This is a genomic window from Peribacillus sp. FSL H8-0477 (assembly GCF_038002765.1).
In the GTDB taxonomy this organism is placed as follows: Bacteria; Bacillota; Bacilli; order Bacillales; family DSM-1321; genus Peribacillus.
In genome coordinates this window covers 858,206-876,394 of sequence record NZ_JBBODE010000001.1, presented here as the reverse complement: position 1 = coordinate 876,394, position 18,189 = coordinate 858,206, and the positions used below count along the sequence as shown (strand labels likewise).

Sequence of the window (18,189 nt, the reverse complement as noted above, 5' to 3'; positions counted from 1 at the left end):
AAGAGGGATAAGGATGACAAGTAAACTTTCGTACATAGACAGTGGACAAGGGACACCTTTAGTATTTTTACATGGGTTTTGCGGCAGTAAAGATTATTGGCAGGATTTAATCCCATTACTTGAATCAAAAAGAAGGGTCATTGCGCTTGATCTTCGCGGTCATGGAGATACAGAACCAAATGGGAAAGAGTATGAAATTGAAGATCTAGCCGAAGATGTTCATCAATTAACAGAAGAACTCGGTCTCACTGATTTTTATTTATTCGGACATTCACTCGGTGGATATATTACGCTTACCTTTGCGGATACCTACCCAGATAAATTAGCTGGATTTTCCCTTATACACTCTACCGCCTTACCGGATGATGAAAAAGGCAAAGAGGGAAGATTACAGGCTGTCCAAAGTATAAAAGAAAATGGTGTAAAGAGTTTCGTAGAAGGTTTAGTGCCCAAACTCTTTGCGGATAAAGAAAACACAGATATCGAAAGAGCCATTCAAATTGGTCTTAACACCAGTGCTTCAGGAGCAGTCGGGGCACTTGGCGCGATGCGCAGTCGAAAAGATCGAAGTGACGTGTTAAAACAGGCAAAGGTCCCTGTCTTACTTGTTGCTGGCGAGAAAGATAAAGTCATCTCAAGCGAAAAAACATTTTCTGTTCATGGACCAACAATCAAAGAAGTTGTACTGAAGGAAAGTGGTCATATGGGGATGTTTGAAGAAACAGAAAAACTGGCAGAAGCCATTTTGGCTTTTACTGAATAAAAAGGGACACGAAGACGTCCTGTTCAGTTAGTAGACAAAAGAGGTGCGGAATGTTTCATTCCGCACCTCTTTTGGTATTTTGAACACTTTTCATGAATGTTTTCTGCTTATCGTGGCAGCTCATGACTTTACTTTTCCGCTTTTTAGATTACTTTTGTCCTCCTGAATTTGTTTTAGGGATTAACTTTAGTTAATTGGAGAGGAGGGCGAAGACTCCCACCGGAAAGCGAAGCGCTTTTCACTGCAATCAACGGCCCCATTTAAAAAACTAAAAAAGAAGACTGTAGACAATTTTCACCCGAGTTTGTCTACAGTCTGAACAGGACAGCGAGGATGCCCTGTTTTTTTGTATGTTAAAATGGAATTTCCCTAAAAAGGAAAAGAGATTTTCCTTTTTAACAGAACGCATATTCGATAGAATAGAAGAATGAGGGAAACATTGAAACGGTAAAGAATCATCTTAAACTGACTGCCGTCTAATTGAATGTGGGGTCAGATAGATTTATTATATCAATCAGCGAAATGTAAAGAGGTGAAGAGGTTTGATAGGTAAGAAATCACTTGCGGAGTTAATTCAAGAGTTACGGAAGAATGAGAATATCATTAATTGGCACGAAATTGAACCGAAAGAGCCTAAAACCAAACCTATGCCTTCTAGTGTAGATGAACGAATTAAAGCGGCTCTTCAAAAACGCGGGATTGGTGAACTGTACAGCCATCAATATACAGCCTATGAAACATTACAAAAGGGTGAGAACATTGTTGCTGTGACGCCTACAGCTTCCGGTAAAACCCTTTGTTACAATCTACCGGTATTACAATCAGTAGCTGAAGATGACAGTAATCGAGCGCTCTATATCTTTCCAACGAAAGCACTCGCTCAAGATCAGAAAAGCGAGTTAAATGAAATTATTGAAGAAATGGGAATGGATATAAAAAGTTATACGTATGACGGTGATACCTCGCCTTCTATCCGTCAGGTAGTGAGAAAAGCGGGGCATATTGTGATAACCAACCCAGATATGCTGCATTCTGCTATACTCCCGCATCACACCAAATGGGTTAGTTTATTTGAAAACCTTAAATATGTCGTAATAGATGAACTCCATACGTATCGTGGAGTCTTTGGAAGTCACGTAGCTAATGTGATCCGCCGGCTGCGGCGAATTTGTGAATTTTACGGAAGTAATCCTCAATTCATATGTACGTCGGCAACGATAGCAAATCCAAAAGAGTTAGCGGAGCAGTTAACCGGGGCACCTATGCGCTTGATTGATGATAACGGAGCACCTAGTGGAAGAAAACACTTTGTTTTTTATAATCCGCCTATTGTGAATCAACCATTAAACATCAGGAAAAGTGCAACGGTTGAAGTGAATCATTTAGCTAAAGAATTTTTGAAAAATAAAATTCAGACGATTGTTTTTGCCAGGAGCAGGGTTAGGGTCGAAATTATCTTAAGTCACCTGCAAGAACTGGTTAAGAATCAAATCAGTTCAAAAGCAATTAGAGGGTACCGCGGCGGGTATCTTCCGAAGCAGCGGAGAGAGATTGAACGCGGATTAAGGCAAGGTGAGATTATAGGTGTCGTCAGTACAAATGCACTTGAATTAGGGGTAGATATTGGACAGCTTCAGGTATGCGTAATGACTGGGTATCCGGGAAGTGTAGCGAGTACATGGCAGCAAGCTGGCCGTGCAGGCCGCAGGCACGGGGAAGCACTTATTCTTATGGTGGCAGGGTCAACGCCTATTGACCAATATATTGTCCAAAACCCAGAATACTTTTTTGATCGTTCTCCAGAATCAGCTAGAATTAACCCGGAGAATTTAATTATTTTAGTTGATCATTTAAAGTGTGCGGCGTATGAACTACCGGTAAAGGAACATGAAGAATTTGGACCACTTGATGTTAAAGATATCTTGGAATACCTTGTTGAAGAAAGAGTCATCCATCAAAACGGTGATACCTTTTACTGGGCTAACCAATCCTTTCCTGCAGGAAATATTAGTTTACGATCTGCTTCACAGGAGAACGTTGTGATTATTGACCAATCCGAAACCGCAAATGTTAAGATTATAGGAGAAATGGATCGATTCAGTGCCATGACCCTATTACATGACGAAGCCATTTACCTGCACGAAGGGGTCCAGTATCAGGTTGAAAAGCTTGACTGGGATCATAAAAAAGCGTTCGTTAGGCAAGTAGACGTAGAATACTACACAGATGCGAATCTTGCTGTACAGCTTAAGGTGTTAGAGATAGACAAAACGAAAAAGAAAGAGAAATCATCTATACACTATGGTGATGTCTCAATTAACATCTTACCGAGCATTTTTAAAAAGATTAAGTTGTCTACGTTTGAAAATATAGGATCTGGCCCGATTTACTTACCGGAAGAGGAATTGCATACGAGTGCGGCTTGGTTAGAGTTACAAGAAATCGATGAAACTCTAGGAGAAAAAGTTCTAGAGCAGCTGCTGCTTGGGATTTCTAATGTTCTGCAGCATGTGGTACCGGTCCATGTTATGTGTGATCGTAATGACATTCATGTTGTTGCACAGATTAAAGCAACACATACACAAAAACCTACCATTTTTCTTTATGATCATTATCCCGGGGGAATTGGACTCGCAGAAGATGTGTATAACCGATTTGATCAAGTAAAAGAAGCGGCAAAGAACCTTATCAAAAAGTGCATATGTAAAGATGGGTGTCCTTCGTGTATTGGCACGGAAATAGAAGGGATAAGCGCTAAACGAAGAAGTATTGAGGTACTTGATCAGTTTTAATGGGACTGATCAACGCAAGCCTTGAACATATAGAGGTGAGATAGATTTGTCGATGAAGAATAAGCTGAACCGAATGAAGGGTCATCTCAATATTGAAGAAAAACCATCGGTACAAAAAGTAAAACAATTGCCGCAAACGACAGATATTCCTTTCATAGAAAAATGGAATGAGCATCATACGACGGCTTATTATCTCGATGAACAATATTGTTTAATTCGAGAAGTCCGTTACCCGATCCATACAGTACATGGAAACTATTCCTTTACAGATTTTCAGACAATCGTTTCATTGTGGAATGACAGCAATCTCGATCACCCCTTGTCTGCCAAAGGTTTGCACGGCGAAGACCTGTTTTTTTTCGATACAGAAACAACAGGCCTAGGAACTGGTGCAGGTACGTCTATTTTCTTATTGGGTTACGCCTTTTTCAGCGGTGAAGAAGTGATTGTCAGGCAGCATATTCTTCCGCAGCCGGGCAGTGAAGTTCCGTTTTATCATAGTTTTTTAGAGCAAATTAATTATGAAACACTTGTCACTTATAACGGGAAGGCCTTTGATTGGCCGCAGGTTAAAACGCAGCACACGTTAATTAAGAATCATGTACCACTATTACCCGAATTCGGGCATTTTGATTTGTATCATGCTTCAAGAAGGCTATGGAAAAACAAATTGGAAAGAGTGAAATTAGCAAATGTTGAATCTGAAATTCTAGGGTTCTCTCGTCAAGATGATATTCCAGGGTACTTAGCTCCCATCATATACTTTGACTTTGTTGAACGACAAGACCCGGAGATTCTCTTTGGGGTTCTTAAACATAATGAGTTAGATGTTTTATCCTTAATTACCCTGTATATTCATTTATCCCGCCAAATTCTTCAAGCGGATGGATATGGTGAAGAATCGCTTGAAGTTGCCCGCTGGTTAGGCTATCTTGGTGAAAAGAAGCAGTCAATAGCGGCATATGAACAGGTTATCCAAGAAGGAACAGAAGAAGACCGTTTAGCAGCCATGCACGCAATTGCTTTTCAAAAAAAGCGTGAAAAAGATTTCGATGGTGCATGTGAAATTTGGCAGGAGGTCAGCGAAAAAGGAAGCAGTAAGCACCGTAGGGAAGCGGCACTGGAATGTGCGAAGCTTTTCGAGCACCAGTACAAGAATTATTCAAAAGCCTGCGAGTATGTAGAAAAAGCGTTTGCCGAGCTGCCCATCTCCATGGATATTTCATCCTCATCAGTAATAGACCTTCATAAAAGGCTTATCCGATTGAAGAAAAAACAAGTGAAGGAACATCTCGGGGGAAATAATGATGAGTTAAGATAGAATAATCGGCAGAGACCCCATTAGGACTTGATAAACTTTGGTATGACCTTTCATTTCTTTCAACAATTTACACGACAATCTGTGTTTAATTTTAAAGATAGGTTTATTGACTAGTACATGAATGCCCTCCTTGTCATATTCTGTAAATGTAAAATAAAAAATATGCTGGAAGGGGATATTCGCTATTATGGAAAAAATTAATGTATATCAACAGCAAACACAATCTTTAAGCCAAGGCTATAAAGCGCCGAATCAAGGAATGGGTACTCAAGGTGCAGGTTTTGCAGCACCATCTCAAGTAATGGGCGCGCAAACAGGAGGTTATGGTATGCCTTCACAAGGAATGGGAATGGGAATGGGAATGGGTTATGGACAACAGCCGAGTTATGGGATGGGCTATGGAGCTCAACCAGGTTACGGCATGGGACCAGTTCATCAAGGTCCTACAAACGTAGCACCAGCACAAGTTTCACCAACTCAAAATACAGTAAATACAAATGTGAGTAAAACAGTTGTACCATATGTTCACCCAACGCATAATACAACTGTAAACAAGCATATTATTCAAAATCAACATTATTTCCCGCATTCTGAATCTGTTGTCAACGAATGCTACACTCAAGACTTAATCTGCAGCAGCCCGCCGCCTATGCCTATGCATAAGCCTTGCTGCCCGCCAAGACCACATCATTTTTAACTTATAATAATCATACAAGGGCTGCTATGCCCTTGTTCCTGTACATAGGAGTGAATCCATTGAAAGTGATGTATATAACTGGATATAAACCGTTTGAGTATGGTATTTTTAAGAATGACCATGAAGGTGTCACTTATATAAAGAAAGCAATTAAGCAGCGTTTGATTCCTTTTGTGGAAGAAGGGCTGGAATGGGTCATTATTACCGGCCAGTTGGGAACAGAGCTATGGGCTGCTGAAACAGCCTATGAGATTCGTGAAGAATTCGGCGGCAGACCACAGGTGGGTGTGATTACACCCTACCTAAATCAGGAGGAGTCCTGGAAAGAAGATAATAAAGAATATTACGAATCTGTTATCAGACGAGCCGATTTTGTTGATTCTATTTACAAGAAGCCTTATGAAGGTCCGCATCAGTTGAAAATGAAAAATGAATACCTTGTAAAAAAAAGTGATGCTATGCTTCTGCTTTATGATGAAGAGAGAGAAGGAAGCCCGAAATTCGCCTTAAATGAGGCGAAGAAACAGGGGAAACACAGGGATTATCCAGTCTTCAAGATTTCCTTCGACGACCTTCAACAAGCAGGGGAAGAGCAAAACTGGGCTGAATGATTTACGATAGTTAATGAAGAATGTTGACAAATGTATGCTTATTTGAAAAAATAATAAAAAGTCGATGGCGAAAGTATTGAGGTGAATCTTATGCAACCTGATAAGATAAAATTGACTGCAAAAGACATATTAGAAAAAGATTTCAAAACAGGTATGAGGGGTTACAAGCCCGAAGATGTAGATGAATTTTTAGATCTTGTTATTAAAGATTATGAAGCCTTTTATCAAGAAATTGAAGATTTACGTCAAGAGAACACCAAATTAAAAAAACTGGCAGAGGAATCAACACGCCGCAGCCAGGCAGCTCCTTCGGCAACACCAGGTACAACAAACTTTGATATTTTAAAAAGGCTGTCTAATCTGGAAAAGCATGTGTTTGGAAGTAAGCTGTACGAATGAGAACGTCTTTATTGAAAAGTGAATAACATTTACCATTGATGTTTTTCACGAACTGCATTATACTAGTTAATGTTATGAAAAACGTTTGGGTAATTGCTGCAGTATTTTATATTGTAGAGGAAAGTCCATGCTCGCACTGGCTGAGATGCCGGTAGTGTTCGTGCCTGGTGAAAAAATAAGCTTGGGCAGCAGTTTTAACTGTTGACGGCAGGGAAAATACCTAAGTCTTCGGATATGGTGTGAATACCTATAAAAGTGCCACAGTGACGTAGCCTTTTCAGAAATGAAAAGGGTGGAACGAGGTAAACCCCACGAGCGAGAAACCCAAATTAAGGTAGGGGCGCTTTCTTCCTTGGAATTCAACGAGGAGAAGGACAGAGGCTTAGCTCTCTGTAGATAGATGATTACCGCCGAAGTACGAGGTGATTATTCACCGTTCGCAGTACTGAGGAACAAAACATGGCTTACAGAACGTTTTCATATCAAAACAACTAAAAACACAGCTCTCCTTTAGCGAGGAGAGTTTTTGTTTGTATATAAGTTGTTTTTTAGCAGGAAATAGATACCCAGTCGAATTAAAGGGTATAATAGATGTCATACATATTTGGTAGATACAGCACAGTTCTAAGATAAGTGTGAGAATAGAATTATAAGATTAAAACCTGCTCTGAGCAGAAAATGTGCTTACTGCAAATTAGGGAGTATGGTTTGAAGGAAAGCTGGTGGAACGATGAAACAATTTGATATTATAGCAACTTCAGCTATGGGTCTTGAATCAATAGTAGCAAAAGAAGTACGAGCACTAGGATACGAATGTGAAGTAGAAAATGGTAAAATCATGTACAAAGGTGATATGACGGCGATTGCCCGCTCGAATTTATGGCTTCGTACAGCAGACAGAATTAAGATTAAGGTTGGAGAATTTAAAGTAAAAACCTTTGATCATTTATTTGAAAATACAAAGGCATTAAACTGGGAAGACTTTTTGCCTGTAGATGCAGAATTTCCGGTAAGCGGCAAGTCGGTTAAATCGACTTTATTTAGTGTTCCGGACTGTCAAGCAATCGTTAAAAAAGCGATAGTTGATCGTTTGCAAACACATTACAAAAGGGTATCTTGGCTCGAAGAAACGGGACCGTTATTTAAAATTGAAGTATCGATTTTAAAGGATATCGCGACCATTACGCTTGATACAAGCGGTACAGGCTTACATCGTCGAGGATACAGAACTGGACAAGGTGAAGCTCCGCTTAAAGAAACGCTGGCCGCAGCATTGGTTATGTTGACCAGCTGGCATCCAGATAAGCCCTTCGTTGATCCATTCTGTGGTTCTGGGACGATTCCAATCGAAGCTGCCCTGATTGGCCAAAACATTGCTCCAGGCTTTAATCGTGACTTCCTAAGTGAAACATGGGGATGGTTTGATAAGAAGGTCTGGGAACAAGCTCGACTAGAAGCTGAGGATCTTGCTGACTATGATCAGTACTTGGATATCTCAGGATACGACATCGATCATAAACTTGTGGAAATCGCTCAAAATAACAGTTTTGAGGCGGGCCTTGGAGATTTAATTCAATTCAAACAGATGCAGGTAAGTGACTTTACAACGAAAAAGGACTTTGGAATTATTGTTGGTAACCCTCCATATGGCGAACGAATTGGTGAAGAATTTGAGGTAGAACAAATTTATAAAGATATGGGCCGTGTTTTCGGTAATCTAGATACCTGGTCTATTTACATCATTACATCTCATCCAGACTTTGAATTACTGTTTGGAAAACAAGCTACTAAGAAACGGAAACTTTTTAATGGATTTATCCGCACAGACTATTATCAGTACTGGGGAAATCGGAAGAAATTCCAAGACTGAAAAAAGTGAATAAATGTAAAAAACCTCCCAATTTTTTCGTGCGAATGTATTGCAAAAAGTGCCCATTTCTGCTATTCTATAGGAGAATTATTTTTGTTCGGATGTAAGGAAAAACAAGTTTTCTAAACTTTTTACCTCATCATCAAAAAGAGCAAGGATAGTAATAGAATGTGTGGTTAGCACACTAGGAGGAAATAACAAATGGAACAAGGTAAAGTAAAATGGTTTAACGCAGAAAAAGGCTTTGGTTTTATCGAACGCGAAAACGGAGACGATGTATTCGTACATTTCTCAGCTATTCAAGGCGAAGGTTTCAAAACACTTGAAGAAGGTCAAGACGTGACTTTTGAAGTGGAACAAGGACAACGCGGACCACAAGCTTCTAACGTTCAAAAAGCTTAATTATATGCAAAGAAAAAAGCAGACTCTTCATCAGAAGAGCCTGCTTTTTTTTGCAGACAAAAGAGGCTTGGAAAGAATGATTAAATGCGGAAAATAGTGCCCAGACGGGATTAAGCCTCTTTTAGACGGGAATAAAAGCTGAGAAGGTAAGGAAATAGAGTATATCCCCGGCTATAATTTTAACCTCAACTAAAGCGAAACATTTATACCCTGCAAGGATTCATTATTATATTCTGAGTTGTCCTAAACAAGGTATAGGAAGCGGCGTTTCAGCATAAACTAGATTTATATCCTAGTTGTGTAAAGGAGACGTGTCTATGAATTCAAAGGTCGAAGAATTTTACCGTATTACGAAAGCTTTATCTTCTTCTTACGAATGTATAAGGGGAGATGTCCATAATGAAAAGGGTATCAGCGGGTTGAAAGAGGCGGAAGAGAATTTCTATCATGCACTTGCTTTCCATCTTCAAGGAACTTCTTCTTATCGGCAGGAATAGACGTAAAGAGTTAGTGTAATGAAAAGGCATTTCAGCCCCTTTCATTATGCTTTTTTATTTGTAAGTAAAATGGAATGATGAATCACCGCTGTTGGAAACTCTCCCTTGACTCTGCATATAAAATAGGGGATAATGTAATTTTGCATTGAAACGGTATAGTTTATTTGACGATAGATAAGGGGAGAAAACGATGCTTCAAACGCTGCCTTTTCCAGTTACCAAGGATGATTCTTTTTACGATAAGCTTTCAGAATGGATAGGGGATGTTTTTTATGACATTCTTCCAGAAAAAGGCTTTGAGCTCCGTGATGAACAAATTTTTATGGCTTTTCAGCTTGAAAAAGCATTTAAAGATAAAGAGGTAATGTTTGCTGAAGCAGGTGTTGGTACCGGGAAAACCCTGGTTTATTTGCTCTACGCGCTGTGCTACGCTCGATATACGAATAAGCCCGCTATTATTTCCTGTGCGGATGAAACATTGATTGAACAGCTTGTTAAAGAAGAAGGCGACATTCAAAAGATCAAAGAAATGCTGGGAATTGACATCGATGTAAGACTTGCGAAATACCATGATCAGTATCTTTGTTTAAAAAAATTAGAGACCGCCGTTACAAATGAAGATTCAGAAGGAATCGACCGTGTATATGATGAATTACCAAAATTCGTTTACGGAAACGGCTCCATGGCCTCTTATAGCCCTTATGGGGAACGAAAAGAATATGCATACTTAAATGACGAGGATTGGTCAAAAGTCGGCTGGGATCAGCTGCAGAACTGTTTTACCTGTGATAAACGACACCGCTGTGGTCAAACGTTGTCACGTGACCATTATCGGAAGTCAACGGATTTGATTATCTGCTCACATGATTTCTTTATGGAACATGTGTGGACAAAGGAAAAACGCAAACGCGAAGGACAGCTTCCATTATTGCCGGAGCATAGTTGTGTGGTGTTTGATGAAGGACATCTACTAGAAATTTCAGCACAAAAAGCATTAACATATAAAGTGAGTGAAACCGCGCTTGCGAATGTTCTTGAATTATTAATGGCTAATCAAGTTCGTGAGGAAACACTTTACATCATTGAAGACTTAATCGATATCAATGAGGAATTCTTTACTTTGCTTGATGTCCTCTCAATTCCAGTCGAAGGATCAAATCGTTACGAAATTCCTGAATCTGATGACATCATCTCTTTAGCAGGCAAACTCCATCAGAAGGTGGAAAAGCTTGAAGAGAATCTTGTCTTTGAGGCAGAGCTTTATACGATTAATGATTATGACTTAAAGGTTACGGAAGAATATCTAGAACAGCTTGGCTATTCATTATCGTTATTCTTGAAGAACCGCCAGGCTGTAACCTGGTTTGAAGAAAATCAAGATACTAAAACGCTGGTTATCATGCCAAGGCTTGTTCAAGATATTCTTGGAGAAGAAGTGTTTTCAAAGAAAATGCCTTATATTTTCTCTTCTGCGACACTCTCTGATAATAAGTCATTTGACTATCTAGCTGAAAGCTTGGGTATCAAAGACTACAGCAGTTTTTCTGTAGCATCTCCGTTTGAGTATGATGAGGTTATGGATCTTTCCATACCAGTATTTGAATCAGGAAACCAAATGGATAAATTAGATTACAGCATGAATAGTATTCGTGATAATGGAGGCAGAACACTTGTGCTTTTCCAATCAAAGGAAGAACTGCTTTGGTTTAAAAAGCATGCGAAGGATACTGAGTTTCCATTCTATTACGAAGGAGACGAAGAAATTAGTGAACTGGTGAAAAAATTCCAAACGAACGAAGAATCTGTGCTTCTTTCTTATCATCTTTGGGAAGGCCTTGATATACCAGGTGACTCATTGAAAAATGTAATCATCTTCTCACTGCCGTTCCCTCCGCATGATCCAGTCTTCCAAGCAAAACGTCAAGCAGCTGATCAGCCATTTGAACAGGTAGATCTGCCGTATATGCTGCTTAGATTAAGACAAGGAATCGGCCGATTAATCCGTACAAGTGATGATACGGGTTCGATTCATATCCTGACAGATAAACAGTTAACGGAAGATACACTTTCAAAAATATTAGCTGTTTTACCAACTGCACCCTAAAACCGAGGATTTCCTCGGTTTTTTTTCTTTTCATCAACTATCTAAAATCTGAAAAAATATGGTAAAATCCAAGAGTAAACCATAGGGGGGAAATAAATGTCTGAACAAATAAACGTAGAAACAGCTTATCGAGAGTACGTAAAAAAAATTGCCGCATATAACGAAGCATTGGCGGTTATTTTTTGGGATTTACGGACAGGTGCACCTGCTAAAGGAGTCGCACAACGGTCTGAAGTAATCGGCATGTTAGCGGCAGAGGTATTTCAACTATCAACGAGCGAAGAAATGGGAAGGTTCATAACCTTGCTTTCCTCAACCGACGGATTGTCTGTGACGACCAAAAGCATGATTGAAAAGAGTAAGGAAGAATACGATCGTAACAAGAAAATCCCGGCACATGAATATAAGGAATTTGTAATCTTACAATCCAAATCTGAAAGTGCTTGGATGGAAGCTCGAGAAAAGAACGATTTTTCGATTTATGAACCATACTTAGAACAAATGGTTTCGTATACGCGGAAATTTGTTGACTATTGGGGATATACGGATCATCCTTATAACACTCTATTGGATAAATATGAACCCGACATGACAGTTGAGATTTTGGATAGAGTGTTTGGAGAGCTTCGTGAACGGATTGTCCCGTTAGTACAAAGAATTGCTCAGAGTAAACATAAGCCTGATACATCATTCCTGTATACTCATTTCTCGAAAGAAGCCCAAGAAGCATTTAGTCTGAATATCCTTCAGCAGCTTGGTTATGATTTCGAGGCGGGGCGTTTGGATGAAACAGTTCATCCATTTGCAACCGGAATTAATCGAGGAGATGTCCGAATCACAACCCGTTATGATGAAAATGATTTTCGCGGGGCTGTATTTGGCAGCATTCACGAATGTGGACATGCCATTTATGAGCAAAACATATCAGAGGAGTTAACCGGGACATTACTTGATACAGGAACATCGATGGGAATTCATGAATCACAGTCCCTGTTTTTTGAAAACTTTATCGGTCGTAATATTCATTTCTGGGAAAAACAGTTTCCAGTGCTTAAAGAATATGCATCTGAACAATTTGCTAATGTATCATTAGAAGACTTTTACCGGGGGATTAATGAATCTAAACCGTCGTTTATTCGGGTGGATGCTGATGAACTGACCTATTCATTACATATCATGGTGCGCTATGAATTAGAAAAAGAATTGTTCAGTGGAACGTTAGAAGTTAAAGACCTCCCGGATGCTTGGAATAAGAAATATCAAGAATACCTAGGCATTACGCCGAGAAATGATACAGAAGGTATTTTACAGGATATCCACTGGGCTGATGGCAGCTTCGGGTATTTCCCATCCTATGCACTAGGCTATATGTATGCAGCACAGATTAAGCATACGATGAACGAAGAGCTGCCAAACTTTGATGAATATTTACAAAAAGGTGATATTACACCGATTAGGACTTGGCTTAATACACATATTCATCAATACGGCAGCACAAAAAAACCGCTTGAAATTCTCCAAGCTACAACTGGTGAAGGTTTGAATGCGGCTTATCTGATCAGCTACCTTGAAGAGAAATACAGTCGAATTTATCAGCTTGATTAAAAATGAGCAGCAGGCAAAGTGCCTGCTGCTTTTTCATTCAACAGCAGAATGCAAAAAAGTGCTTAAACGGAAAGTTTAAGCACTTTTTTCAATACTAATTACCAAAATTTATAGCCTTTTGAGCCCGGTGGTGCATTTTGTATCATATCAATAAATGGAATGGTGTAAGCGAATAGGATAAGAACGATGGTTAAACCGATCCAAAGCTTCCAGTTCTCAAATACCATTGGTGTCTTTTCAGCTTCTTCATCCATTTCGCCTATCGGGAATTCTTGTTCACCTTTTGGTGCAAAGAATGACAGATTAATAAAGATGACGAGAACAAGGATAATTCCGATAAATAGGATAGACCCGCCAACTGCTTGACCTATTTGATAGGGAATCCAGTCAATCGCTGTTTGCGAATCCCCGTACGTAGAATAAGAAGAGCGTCGTGGAGCTCCAAGAAGGCCTGCAAGATGCATGGAACCAGACATGAAGGTCATACCAATCGCCCAAACGCAGGCTTGGATAATAGCCAGTTTGTTCATTTTTTTCGTTAACACACGGCCTGTTAAATGTGGGATTAACCAGTAAGCAATTCCGAAAAAGGTTAAAACAACAGATGTAGCAAGTGTTAAATGGAAGTGACCAGTTACCCAAATGGTATTATGAATAACTTGATTTAATTGGTTAGATGCATTAACTAAACCGCCTGCACCTGCTGGGATGAAAGCAACCATCCCGATGAAAGGAACGACAAATCGAGCATCTCCCCACGGCAGTTTCTTAAACCAGCCGAATAATCCTTTTGCTCCTTTAGAACGACCATACTTTTCAAACATTCCAAACATAGAGAATGCTGTCATTAGAGATGGAATGACTACTAAAAAGGTTAAGATAACCTGAAGGAATTTCCACGCAGGATCAATCCCAGGTTCAGTTAGCTGGTGATGGAAACCGACTGGAATAGAGAAAAGTAAAAATAGAATAAAGGACATTCGTGCTAATGAATCAGAGAAAATTTTCCCGCCGATAATTTTTGGAATCACCACATACCAGCACATATAAGCTGGCAACAGCCAAAAATACACGAGTGGGTGACCAAAATACCAGAACAAGGTTCTGCTGACCAATACATTAATTGAATCAACCATTCCTAGTGATAACGGAAGCATTTGGAATAAGACAGTAGCAGCGACACCAATCGTCGCAACCAGCCATAACAAGGTATTAACCACGACCATGAAACTTAACAGCGGGCTGACCTTACCAGGGTTTTGCTTGCGCCATCCAATATAAGATGAAAGCATGGACCCGCTGGATAACCAGCTGCCGACAATAATAAGTGTCAATCCAATATAGAAAATTGGATGTGCCATTAGAGGTGCATAAAAGGTAAATAAAACGGAAGCTTCATTTAATAACACCATTGTAGCAGCCATTGCGGTACCGAGTGTCATTGTCCAGAAACCAATCCAACCGATCAACCTGGCTTTATTCGATAATGTGCCAGCTGTCCTGCTGATGGCAGCAAATTGAAAACCAATAATGAAAAATGTTGTTAATATAAGGCCAAGTAAAACACCGTGTACGGTTAACACTTGATAGTAAGTAATACCAAATGGAAGTTCGAATGTCCCAGAACGAACTAAGACCTGCAGCAAACCTGCAAAACCTCCTAGTGCCAGTGCGATAAAGGCGACATGGAAATGTGCCATGGAAAGTTTAGCATCACGTGGATCAACTTTAGTTACAGCGAGTTTGTTCATTTTTCAACGACCTCAATTCTGGAGCTCATCATATGATGGCCGACTCCGCAATATTCATTACAAATAATCAGGAATTCGCCCACTTTATCAAACTTTGCGACATATTCACTGACATATCCGGGCTCAAGCATCATATTAATGTTTGTTCCAGCTACTTCAAAGCCATGTATTACGTCTTTGGTCGTTGCCATCACTTTGACCGTAGATCCTAATGGAACTTCAACTTTTACAGGATTATAGGAAAAGGCGGAAGCGACATAAACGAGCTCATAATCCCAGTCCTTTCCTTCCACTTTGTTCAATCCCGGTTTATTAAATGGTGCAGTTGTGTCTACTTCTTCAGGATCGATGGTAACTAAACAGCTTGGCGGCTGGTTACCTAGATAGAATGCGCTTACTCCTAAAACAGTTAAAAATATGAGGAGTGCCCCAACTCCGAAAATAAGCCAAATTTTTTCAAACCTATGCATATGCATGATTTTTCCCCCTTTTTGTTCCTAAAGACGTCCTACATATAAGAAATAAACACTAGCCCAGGTAATGACGATAATGGCTCCTAAAATCATAACGGCAGCAAATGTGCCTTTTAATGTGGAATCCTCTTTAACTGATATCTTTTTTTTGTTTTTTATTTGAGGAGACGGCATGGATTTCACTCCCTTCTGACCTAGTTAAATGGTATGAGTACTTTCTCATCATACAAAAGAACTGGATAGAAACTAGCATTTTTTAACAAAGTCATAAAGTGTTCAATGACCCTGTTAACACTGTGAGAATAGGGTAAAGCTTTAGGAAAAGGCTTAATTGCCAATTTAAATGTGACGATAAATGAACTTTCTGTGAAGGGTTTGTGAAGGAGGACGTTTTGACTAACTTTTTTTAAAAAAAGAGGAAGGCAGTCAGGATAAAATTAGAAATCGGAGGAAGTTATCTAGAAATAACATTTTTGGTCTATTCAAAGGCGATAAATCTTGTTATAATTCAACTATATTATTTTTCGTCATAGTTTTACTCATATAATAGCAGGGATATGGCCTGCAAGTTTCTACCGGATTACCGTAAATAATCTGACTATGGGTAAGCAGTACTATTCCGTCTACTAGTAAGATCAGCTGTGTTATTTGCTGTTTCTTTGTGATAGCCCGGGAGATATTGCTTTACTCTTTAGTCAGAGTAAGCAAGATCTCCCGGGCTTTTTTATGTACTTTTTAAAACAAACGGAGACTTGCATTAATGAGTTTACATAGGAGGAATAAAGAATGAAGCTATTAAAAGACAAAATTAATGCAGAAGGTTTAGCACTCAGCGATCAAATTTTAAAGGTGGACTCATTTTTAAATCATCAAATGGACCCTGTCCTAATGAAAGAAATTGGTAAGGAGTTTGCTGTTCGTTTTGCTGAGGAAGGGATTACGAAGGTTTTAACAATTGAATCCTCAGGTATCGGACCTGGACTTATGGCTGCCTTAGAATTAAACGTTCCAATGATCTTTGCTAGAAAAAAGAAATCTCTAACACTATCAGAGGGGCTGCTGACGGCAACGGTATATTCCTATACTAAAAAAGAAACGAATACGATTACTGTTTCAACGAACTATATTGAATCAGGTGACCGAGTGTTGATTATCGATGATTTTCTTGCGAACGGCCAAGCGGCGCTCGGATTAATGGAGATTTGTAAGAAAGCTGGGGCTTCCGTGCAAGGAATAGGAATTGTGATTGAGAAGGCTTTCCAAGAAGGCGGCGCACTACTTCGGAAGCAGGGAGTACGTGTTGAATCATTAGCAAGAATTCAAGCATTAGAGCAAGGGTCCATTACTTTTGTTGAGGAAAGCTTGGTAACAGCTTTATGAATAAATCACCGTTAAAAATAGCTGCTCTTGGATTTCAGCATGTCATTGCTATGTATGCAGGTGCCATTATTATTCCATTGATCGTAGGAAGTGCCTTAAAACTTTCTTCTGAACAATTAACGTACTTAATCTCTATTGACATCTTTATGTGTGGAATTGCGACGATTCTTCAGGTTTGGAAAAACAAAGTGTCTGGTATAGGACTTCCTATTGTGCTCGGTTGTACATTTACGGCCGTCTTACCGATGATTGCTATCGGTAAGGAATCTGGCATTACCTCAATTTATGGAGCCATTCTCGTTTCGGGGGTAATAGTCGTTATCATTAGTAGATGGTTTAGCCAGTTAGCTAGATTTTTCCCGCCGGTTGTGACCGGATCAGTCGTTACGATTATTGGCATTACCCTCATCCCAGTGGCCATGAATAATATGGCTGGTGGAGAAGGAGCGGCTGATTTTGCATCAGTTGAAAATCTTACACTTGCGTTTGGAACCTTACTATTCATTTTATTACTATATAAATTTTCTAATGGGTTTATTCGGTCTGCTGCGATCTTAATAGGGATTCTTTGTGGAACAGCAGCGGGCGTACTAATGGGAAAAGTAAACTTTTCAGCTGTTGGTGATGCCTCGTGGATGCATATTCCGCATCTCTTCTATTTCGGGATGCCTACGTTTAATGCTGCGGCGATCCTTACTATGACATTAGTTGCCATCGTCAGTCTTGTTGAGTCAACAGGTGTTTATTATGCCCTCGGTGATATCTGTGAGAAAGAAGTAACAAAGAAGGATTTAGCCAAAGGATACCGGGCAGAAGGGATAGCCACAATACTGGGTGGATTATTTAACTCGTTCCCTTATACAGCTTTCTCCCAGAATGTCGGGGTGCTGCAGTTATCAGGTGTTAAAAGTAAAAATGTTATTTATACGGCCGGCGGAATGCTTATACTGATTGGACTGGTGCCGAAAATTGGTGCATTCACAACTGTCATACCGTCATCTGTTCTGGGCGGAGCCATGGTAGCGATGTTTGGGATGGTACTCGCATATGGAATAAAGATGCTCAGTACCGTAGATTTTTCTTCGCAAGAAAACTTGTTAATTATTGCTTGTTCAGTAGGAATGGGCATGGGGGTTACGGTAGTACCCTCGTTATTTACCAATCTGCCAGAAAGCATGCAAATTCTTACGAGTAATGGTATTGTAGCTGGAAGTATGACAGCGATAGTATTAAATATCTTTTTTAATATTGTTCCCAGCACAAAACAGACTCAACTAACAGCAGTCCAAAAAGCCTCATAGAAAAAAAGAGTTGCACAGTGCTGCAACTCTTTTTTTATTCTGCATATCATACATACAGAATCTATGAAAAGAGTTGAAGAAAATGAAAAAAAAGTATTGTCTGCACTGCCATGTGCTGTTAAAAAACGAGGAAGTATTCTGTATATGCGGCAGAAATACCTTCCAAGATATTGTTATTAATACACATAATCAACGCCCTTTAACGGGAAGGTAAGAGATGCAA

Annotated in this window: 16 protein-coding genes, 1 other RNA gene and 1 riboswitch; of the genes, 14 read left to right on the top strand and 3 right to left on the bottom strand. The window is 39.6% G+C overall.

The genetic code is table 11. The features are described from left to right. Positions 1-13: 13 nt before the first annotated feature. From MHI18_RS04500 to MHI18_RS04445, 12 genes are all read left to right on the top strand, one after another. A complete protein-coding gene (locus MHI18_RS04500; protein ID WP_340846212.1) occupies positions 14-763 on the top strand; it encodes an alpha/beta fold hydrolase in 750 nt (249 codons plus the stop codon). Between the two features lie 545 nt (positions 764-1,308). Then, positions 1,309-3,555 (top strand): DEAD/DEAH box helicase, encoded by a 2,247-nt coding sequence (locus tag MHI18_RS04495; protein WP_340847569.1) that lies wholly within the window; start codon positions 1,309-1,311, stop codon positions 3,553-3,555. A gap of 52 nt (positions 3,556-3,607) precedes the next feature. Further along, a complete protein-coding gene (locus tag MHI18_RS04490) occupies positions 3,608-4,876 on the top strand; it encodes a ribonuclease H-like domain-containing protein (protein WP_340846211.1) in 1,269 nt (422 codons plus the stop codon). Between the two features lie 187 nt (positions 4,877-5,063). Continuing rightward, a complete protein-coding gene (locus tag MHI18_RS04485; RefSeq protein WP_340846210.1) occupies positions 5,064-5,573 on the top strand; it encodes a CotD family spore coat protein in 510 nt (169 codons plus the stop codon). 59 nt (positions 5,574-5,632) lie between these two features. Continuing rightward, complete coding sequence (locus MHI18_RS04480) at positions 5,633-6,184, top strand: DUF1273 domain-containing protein (RefSeq protein WP_340846209.1); 552 nt, start codon at positions 5,633-5,635, stop codon at positions 6,182-6,184. 90 nt (positions 6,185-6,274) lie between these two features. After that, positions 6,275-6,583, top strand: a complete 309-nt coding sequence (gene gpsB / locus MHI18_RS04475; RefSeq protein ID WP_340846208.1) for a cell division regulator GpsB — start codon at positions 6,275-6,277, stop codon at positions 6,581-6,583. A gap of 81 nt (positions 6,584-6,664) precedes the next feature. Next, positions 6,665-7,055: RNase P RNA component class B (gene rnpB / locus MHI18_RS04470), an RNA gene on the top strand. A 258-nt stretch (positions 7,056-7,313) separates the two neighbouring features. After that, complete coding sequence (locus tag MHI18_RS04465; protein ID WP_340846207.1) at positions 7,314-8,453, top strand: THUMP domain-containing class I SAM-dependent RNA methyltransferase; 1,140 nt, start codon at positions 7,314-7,316, stop codon at positions 8,451-8,453. Positions 8,454-8,654: 201 nt separating this feature from the next. Beyond that, on the top strand, positions 8,655-8,855 hold the full coding sequence (locus MHI18_RS04460; RefSeq protein ID WP_040376247.1) for a cold-shock protein: 201 nt from the start codon (positions 8,655-8,657) through the stop codon (positions 8,853-8,855). Positions 8,856-9,172: 317 nt separating this feature from the next. Continuing rightward, positions 9,173-9,352 (top strand): hypothetical protein, encoded by a 180-nt coding sequence (locus MHI18_RS04455; protein ID WP_340846206.1) that lies wholly within the window; start codon positions 9,173-9,175, stop codon positions 9,350-9,352. 190 nt (positions 9,353-9,542) lie between these two features. Beyond that, a complete protein-coding gene (locus MHI18_RS04450; protein ID WP_340846205.1) occupies positions 9,543-11,456 on the top strand; it encodes an ATP-dependent DNA helicase in 1,914 nt (637 codons plus the stop codon). 96 nt (positions 11,457-11,552) lie between these two features. Further along, a complete protein-coding gene (locus MHI18_RS04445) occupies positions 11,553-13,061 on the top strand; it encodes a carboxypeptidase M32 (RefSeq protein ID WP_340846204.1) in 1,509 nt (502 codons plus the stop codon). A gap of 98 nt (positions 13,062-13,159) precedes the next feature. On the opposite strand, the gene MHI18_RS04440 is transcribed toward MHI18_RS04445, so the two are convergent. The 3 genes from MHI18_RS04440 to MHI18_RS04430 are packed head-to-tail and all read right to left on the bottom strand — an operon-like array spanning position 13,160 to position 15,459. After that, positions 13,160-14,812, bottom strand: coding sequence for a b(o/a)3-type cytochrome-c oxidase subunit 1 (locus MHI18_RS04440; protein ID WP_340846203.1), 1,653 nt, complete (start codon positions 14,810-14,812; stop codon positions 13,160-13,162). After that, positions 14,809-15,288 (bottom strand): cytochrome c oxidase subunit II, encoded by a 480-nt coding sequence (locus MHI18_RS04435; RefSeq protein ID WP_340846202.1) that lies wholly within the window; start codon positions 15,286-15,288, stop codon positions 14,809-14,811. Before MHI18_RS04435 ends, MHI18_RS04440 begins: the two co-directional genes overlap by 4 nt. A gap of 21 nt (positions 15,289-15,309) precedes the next feature. Continuing rightward, positions 15,310-15,459, bottom strand: coding sequence for a cytochrome c oxidase subunit 2A (locus MHI18_RS04430; protein WP_340846201.1), 150 nt, complete (start codon positions 15,457-15,459; stop codon positions 15,310-15,312). A gap of 345 nt (positions 15,460-15,804) precedes the next feature. Then, positions 15,805-15,906, top strand: a riboswitch (purine riboswitch). 165 nt (positions 15,907-16,071) lie between these two features. Between MHI18_RS04430 and MHI18_RS04425 the strand changes: the two genes are divergently transcribed. Together MHI18_RS04425 and MHI18_RS04420 are read left to right on the top strand one after the other, a co-directional pair. Beyond that, positions 16,072-16,665, top strand: coding sequence for a xanthine phosphoribosyltransferase (locus MHI18_RS04425; protein WP_340846200.1), 594 nt, complete (start codon positions 16,072-16,074; stop codon positions 16,663-16,665). Beyond that, positions 16,662-17,966: a nucleobase:cation symporter-2 family protein gene (locus tag MHI18_RS04420; RefSeq protein ID WP_340846199.1), complete on the top strand. Its 1,305-nt coding sequence runs from the start codon at positions 16,662-16,664 to the stop codon at positions 17,964-17,966. Before MHI18_RS04425 ends, MHI18_RS04420 begins: the two co-directional genes overlap by 4 nt. Positions 17,967-18,189 lie beyond the last annotated feature (223 nt).

Bases quoted from the DNA above. Each gene is read 5' to 3' on its own strand.
- MHI18_RS04485 (WP_340846210.1), top strand. From the start codon at position 5,064: ATGGAAAAAATTAATGTATATCAACAGCAAACACAATCTTTAAGCCAA.
- MHI18_RS04460 (WP_040376247.1), top strand. From the start codon at position 8,655: ATGGAACAAGGTAAAGTAAAATGGTTTAACGCAGAAAAAGGCTTTGGT.
- MHI18_RS04430 (WP_340846201.1), bottom strand. From the start codon at position 15,459: ATGCCGTCTCCTCAAATAAAAAACAAAAAAAAGATATCAGTTAAAGAG.
- MHI18_RS04450 (WP_340846205.1), top strand. From the start codon at position 9,543: ATGCTTCAAACGCTGCCTTTTCCAGTTACCAAGGATGATTCTTTTTAC.
- MHI18_RS04455 (WP_340846206.1), top strand. From the start codon at position 9,173: ATGAATTCAAAGGTCGAAGAATTTTACCGTATTACGAAAGCTTTATCT.
- gpsB (WP_340846208.1), top strand. From the start codon at position 6,275: ATGCAACCTGATAAGATAAAATTGACTGCAAAAGACATATTAGAAAAA.
- MHI18_RS04500 (WP_340846212.1), top strand. From the start codon at position 14: ATGACAAGTAAACTTTCGTACATAGACAGTGGACAAGGGACACCTTTA.
- MHI18_RS04420 (WP_340846199.1), top strand. From the start codon at position 16,662: ATGAATAAATCACCGTTAAAAATAGCTGCTCTTGGATTTCAGCATGTC.
- MHI18_RS04440 (WP_340846203.1), bottom strand. From the start codon at position 14,812: ATGAACAAACTCGCTGTAACTAAAGTTGATCCACGTGATGCTAAACTT.
- MHI18_RS04445 (WP_340846204.1), top strand. From the start codon at position 11,553: ATGTCTGAACAAATAAACGTAGAAACAGCTTATCGAGAGTACGTAAAA.
- MHI18_RS04435 (WP_340846202.1), bottom strand. From the start codon at position 15,288: ATGCATATGCATAGGTTTGAAAAAATTTGGCTTATTTTCGGAGTTGGG.
- MHI18_RS04490 (WP_340846211.1), top strand. From the start codon at position 3,608: ATGAAGAATAAGCTGAACCGAATGAAGGGTCATCTCAATATTGAAGAA.
- MHI18_RS04465 (WP_340846207.1), top strand. From the start codon at position 7,314: ATGAAACAATTTGATATTATAGCAACTTCAGCTATGGGTCTTGAATCA.
- MHI18_RS04425 (WP_340846200.1), top strand. From the start codon at position 16,072: ATGAAGCTATTAAAAGACAAAATTAATGCAGAAGGTTTAGCACTCAGC.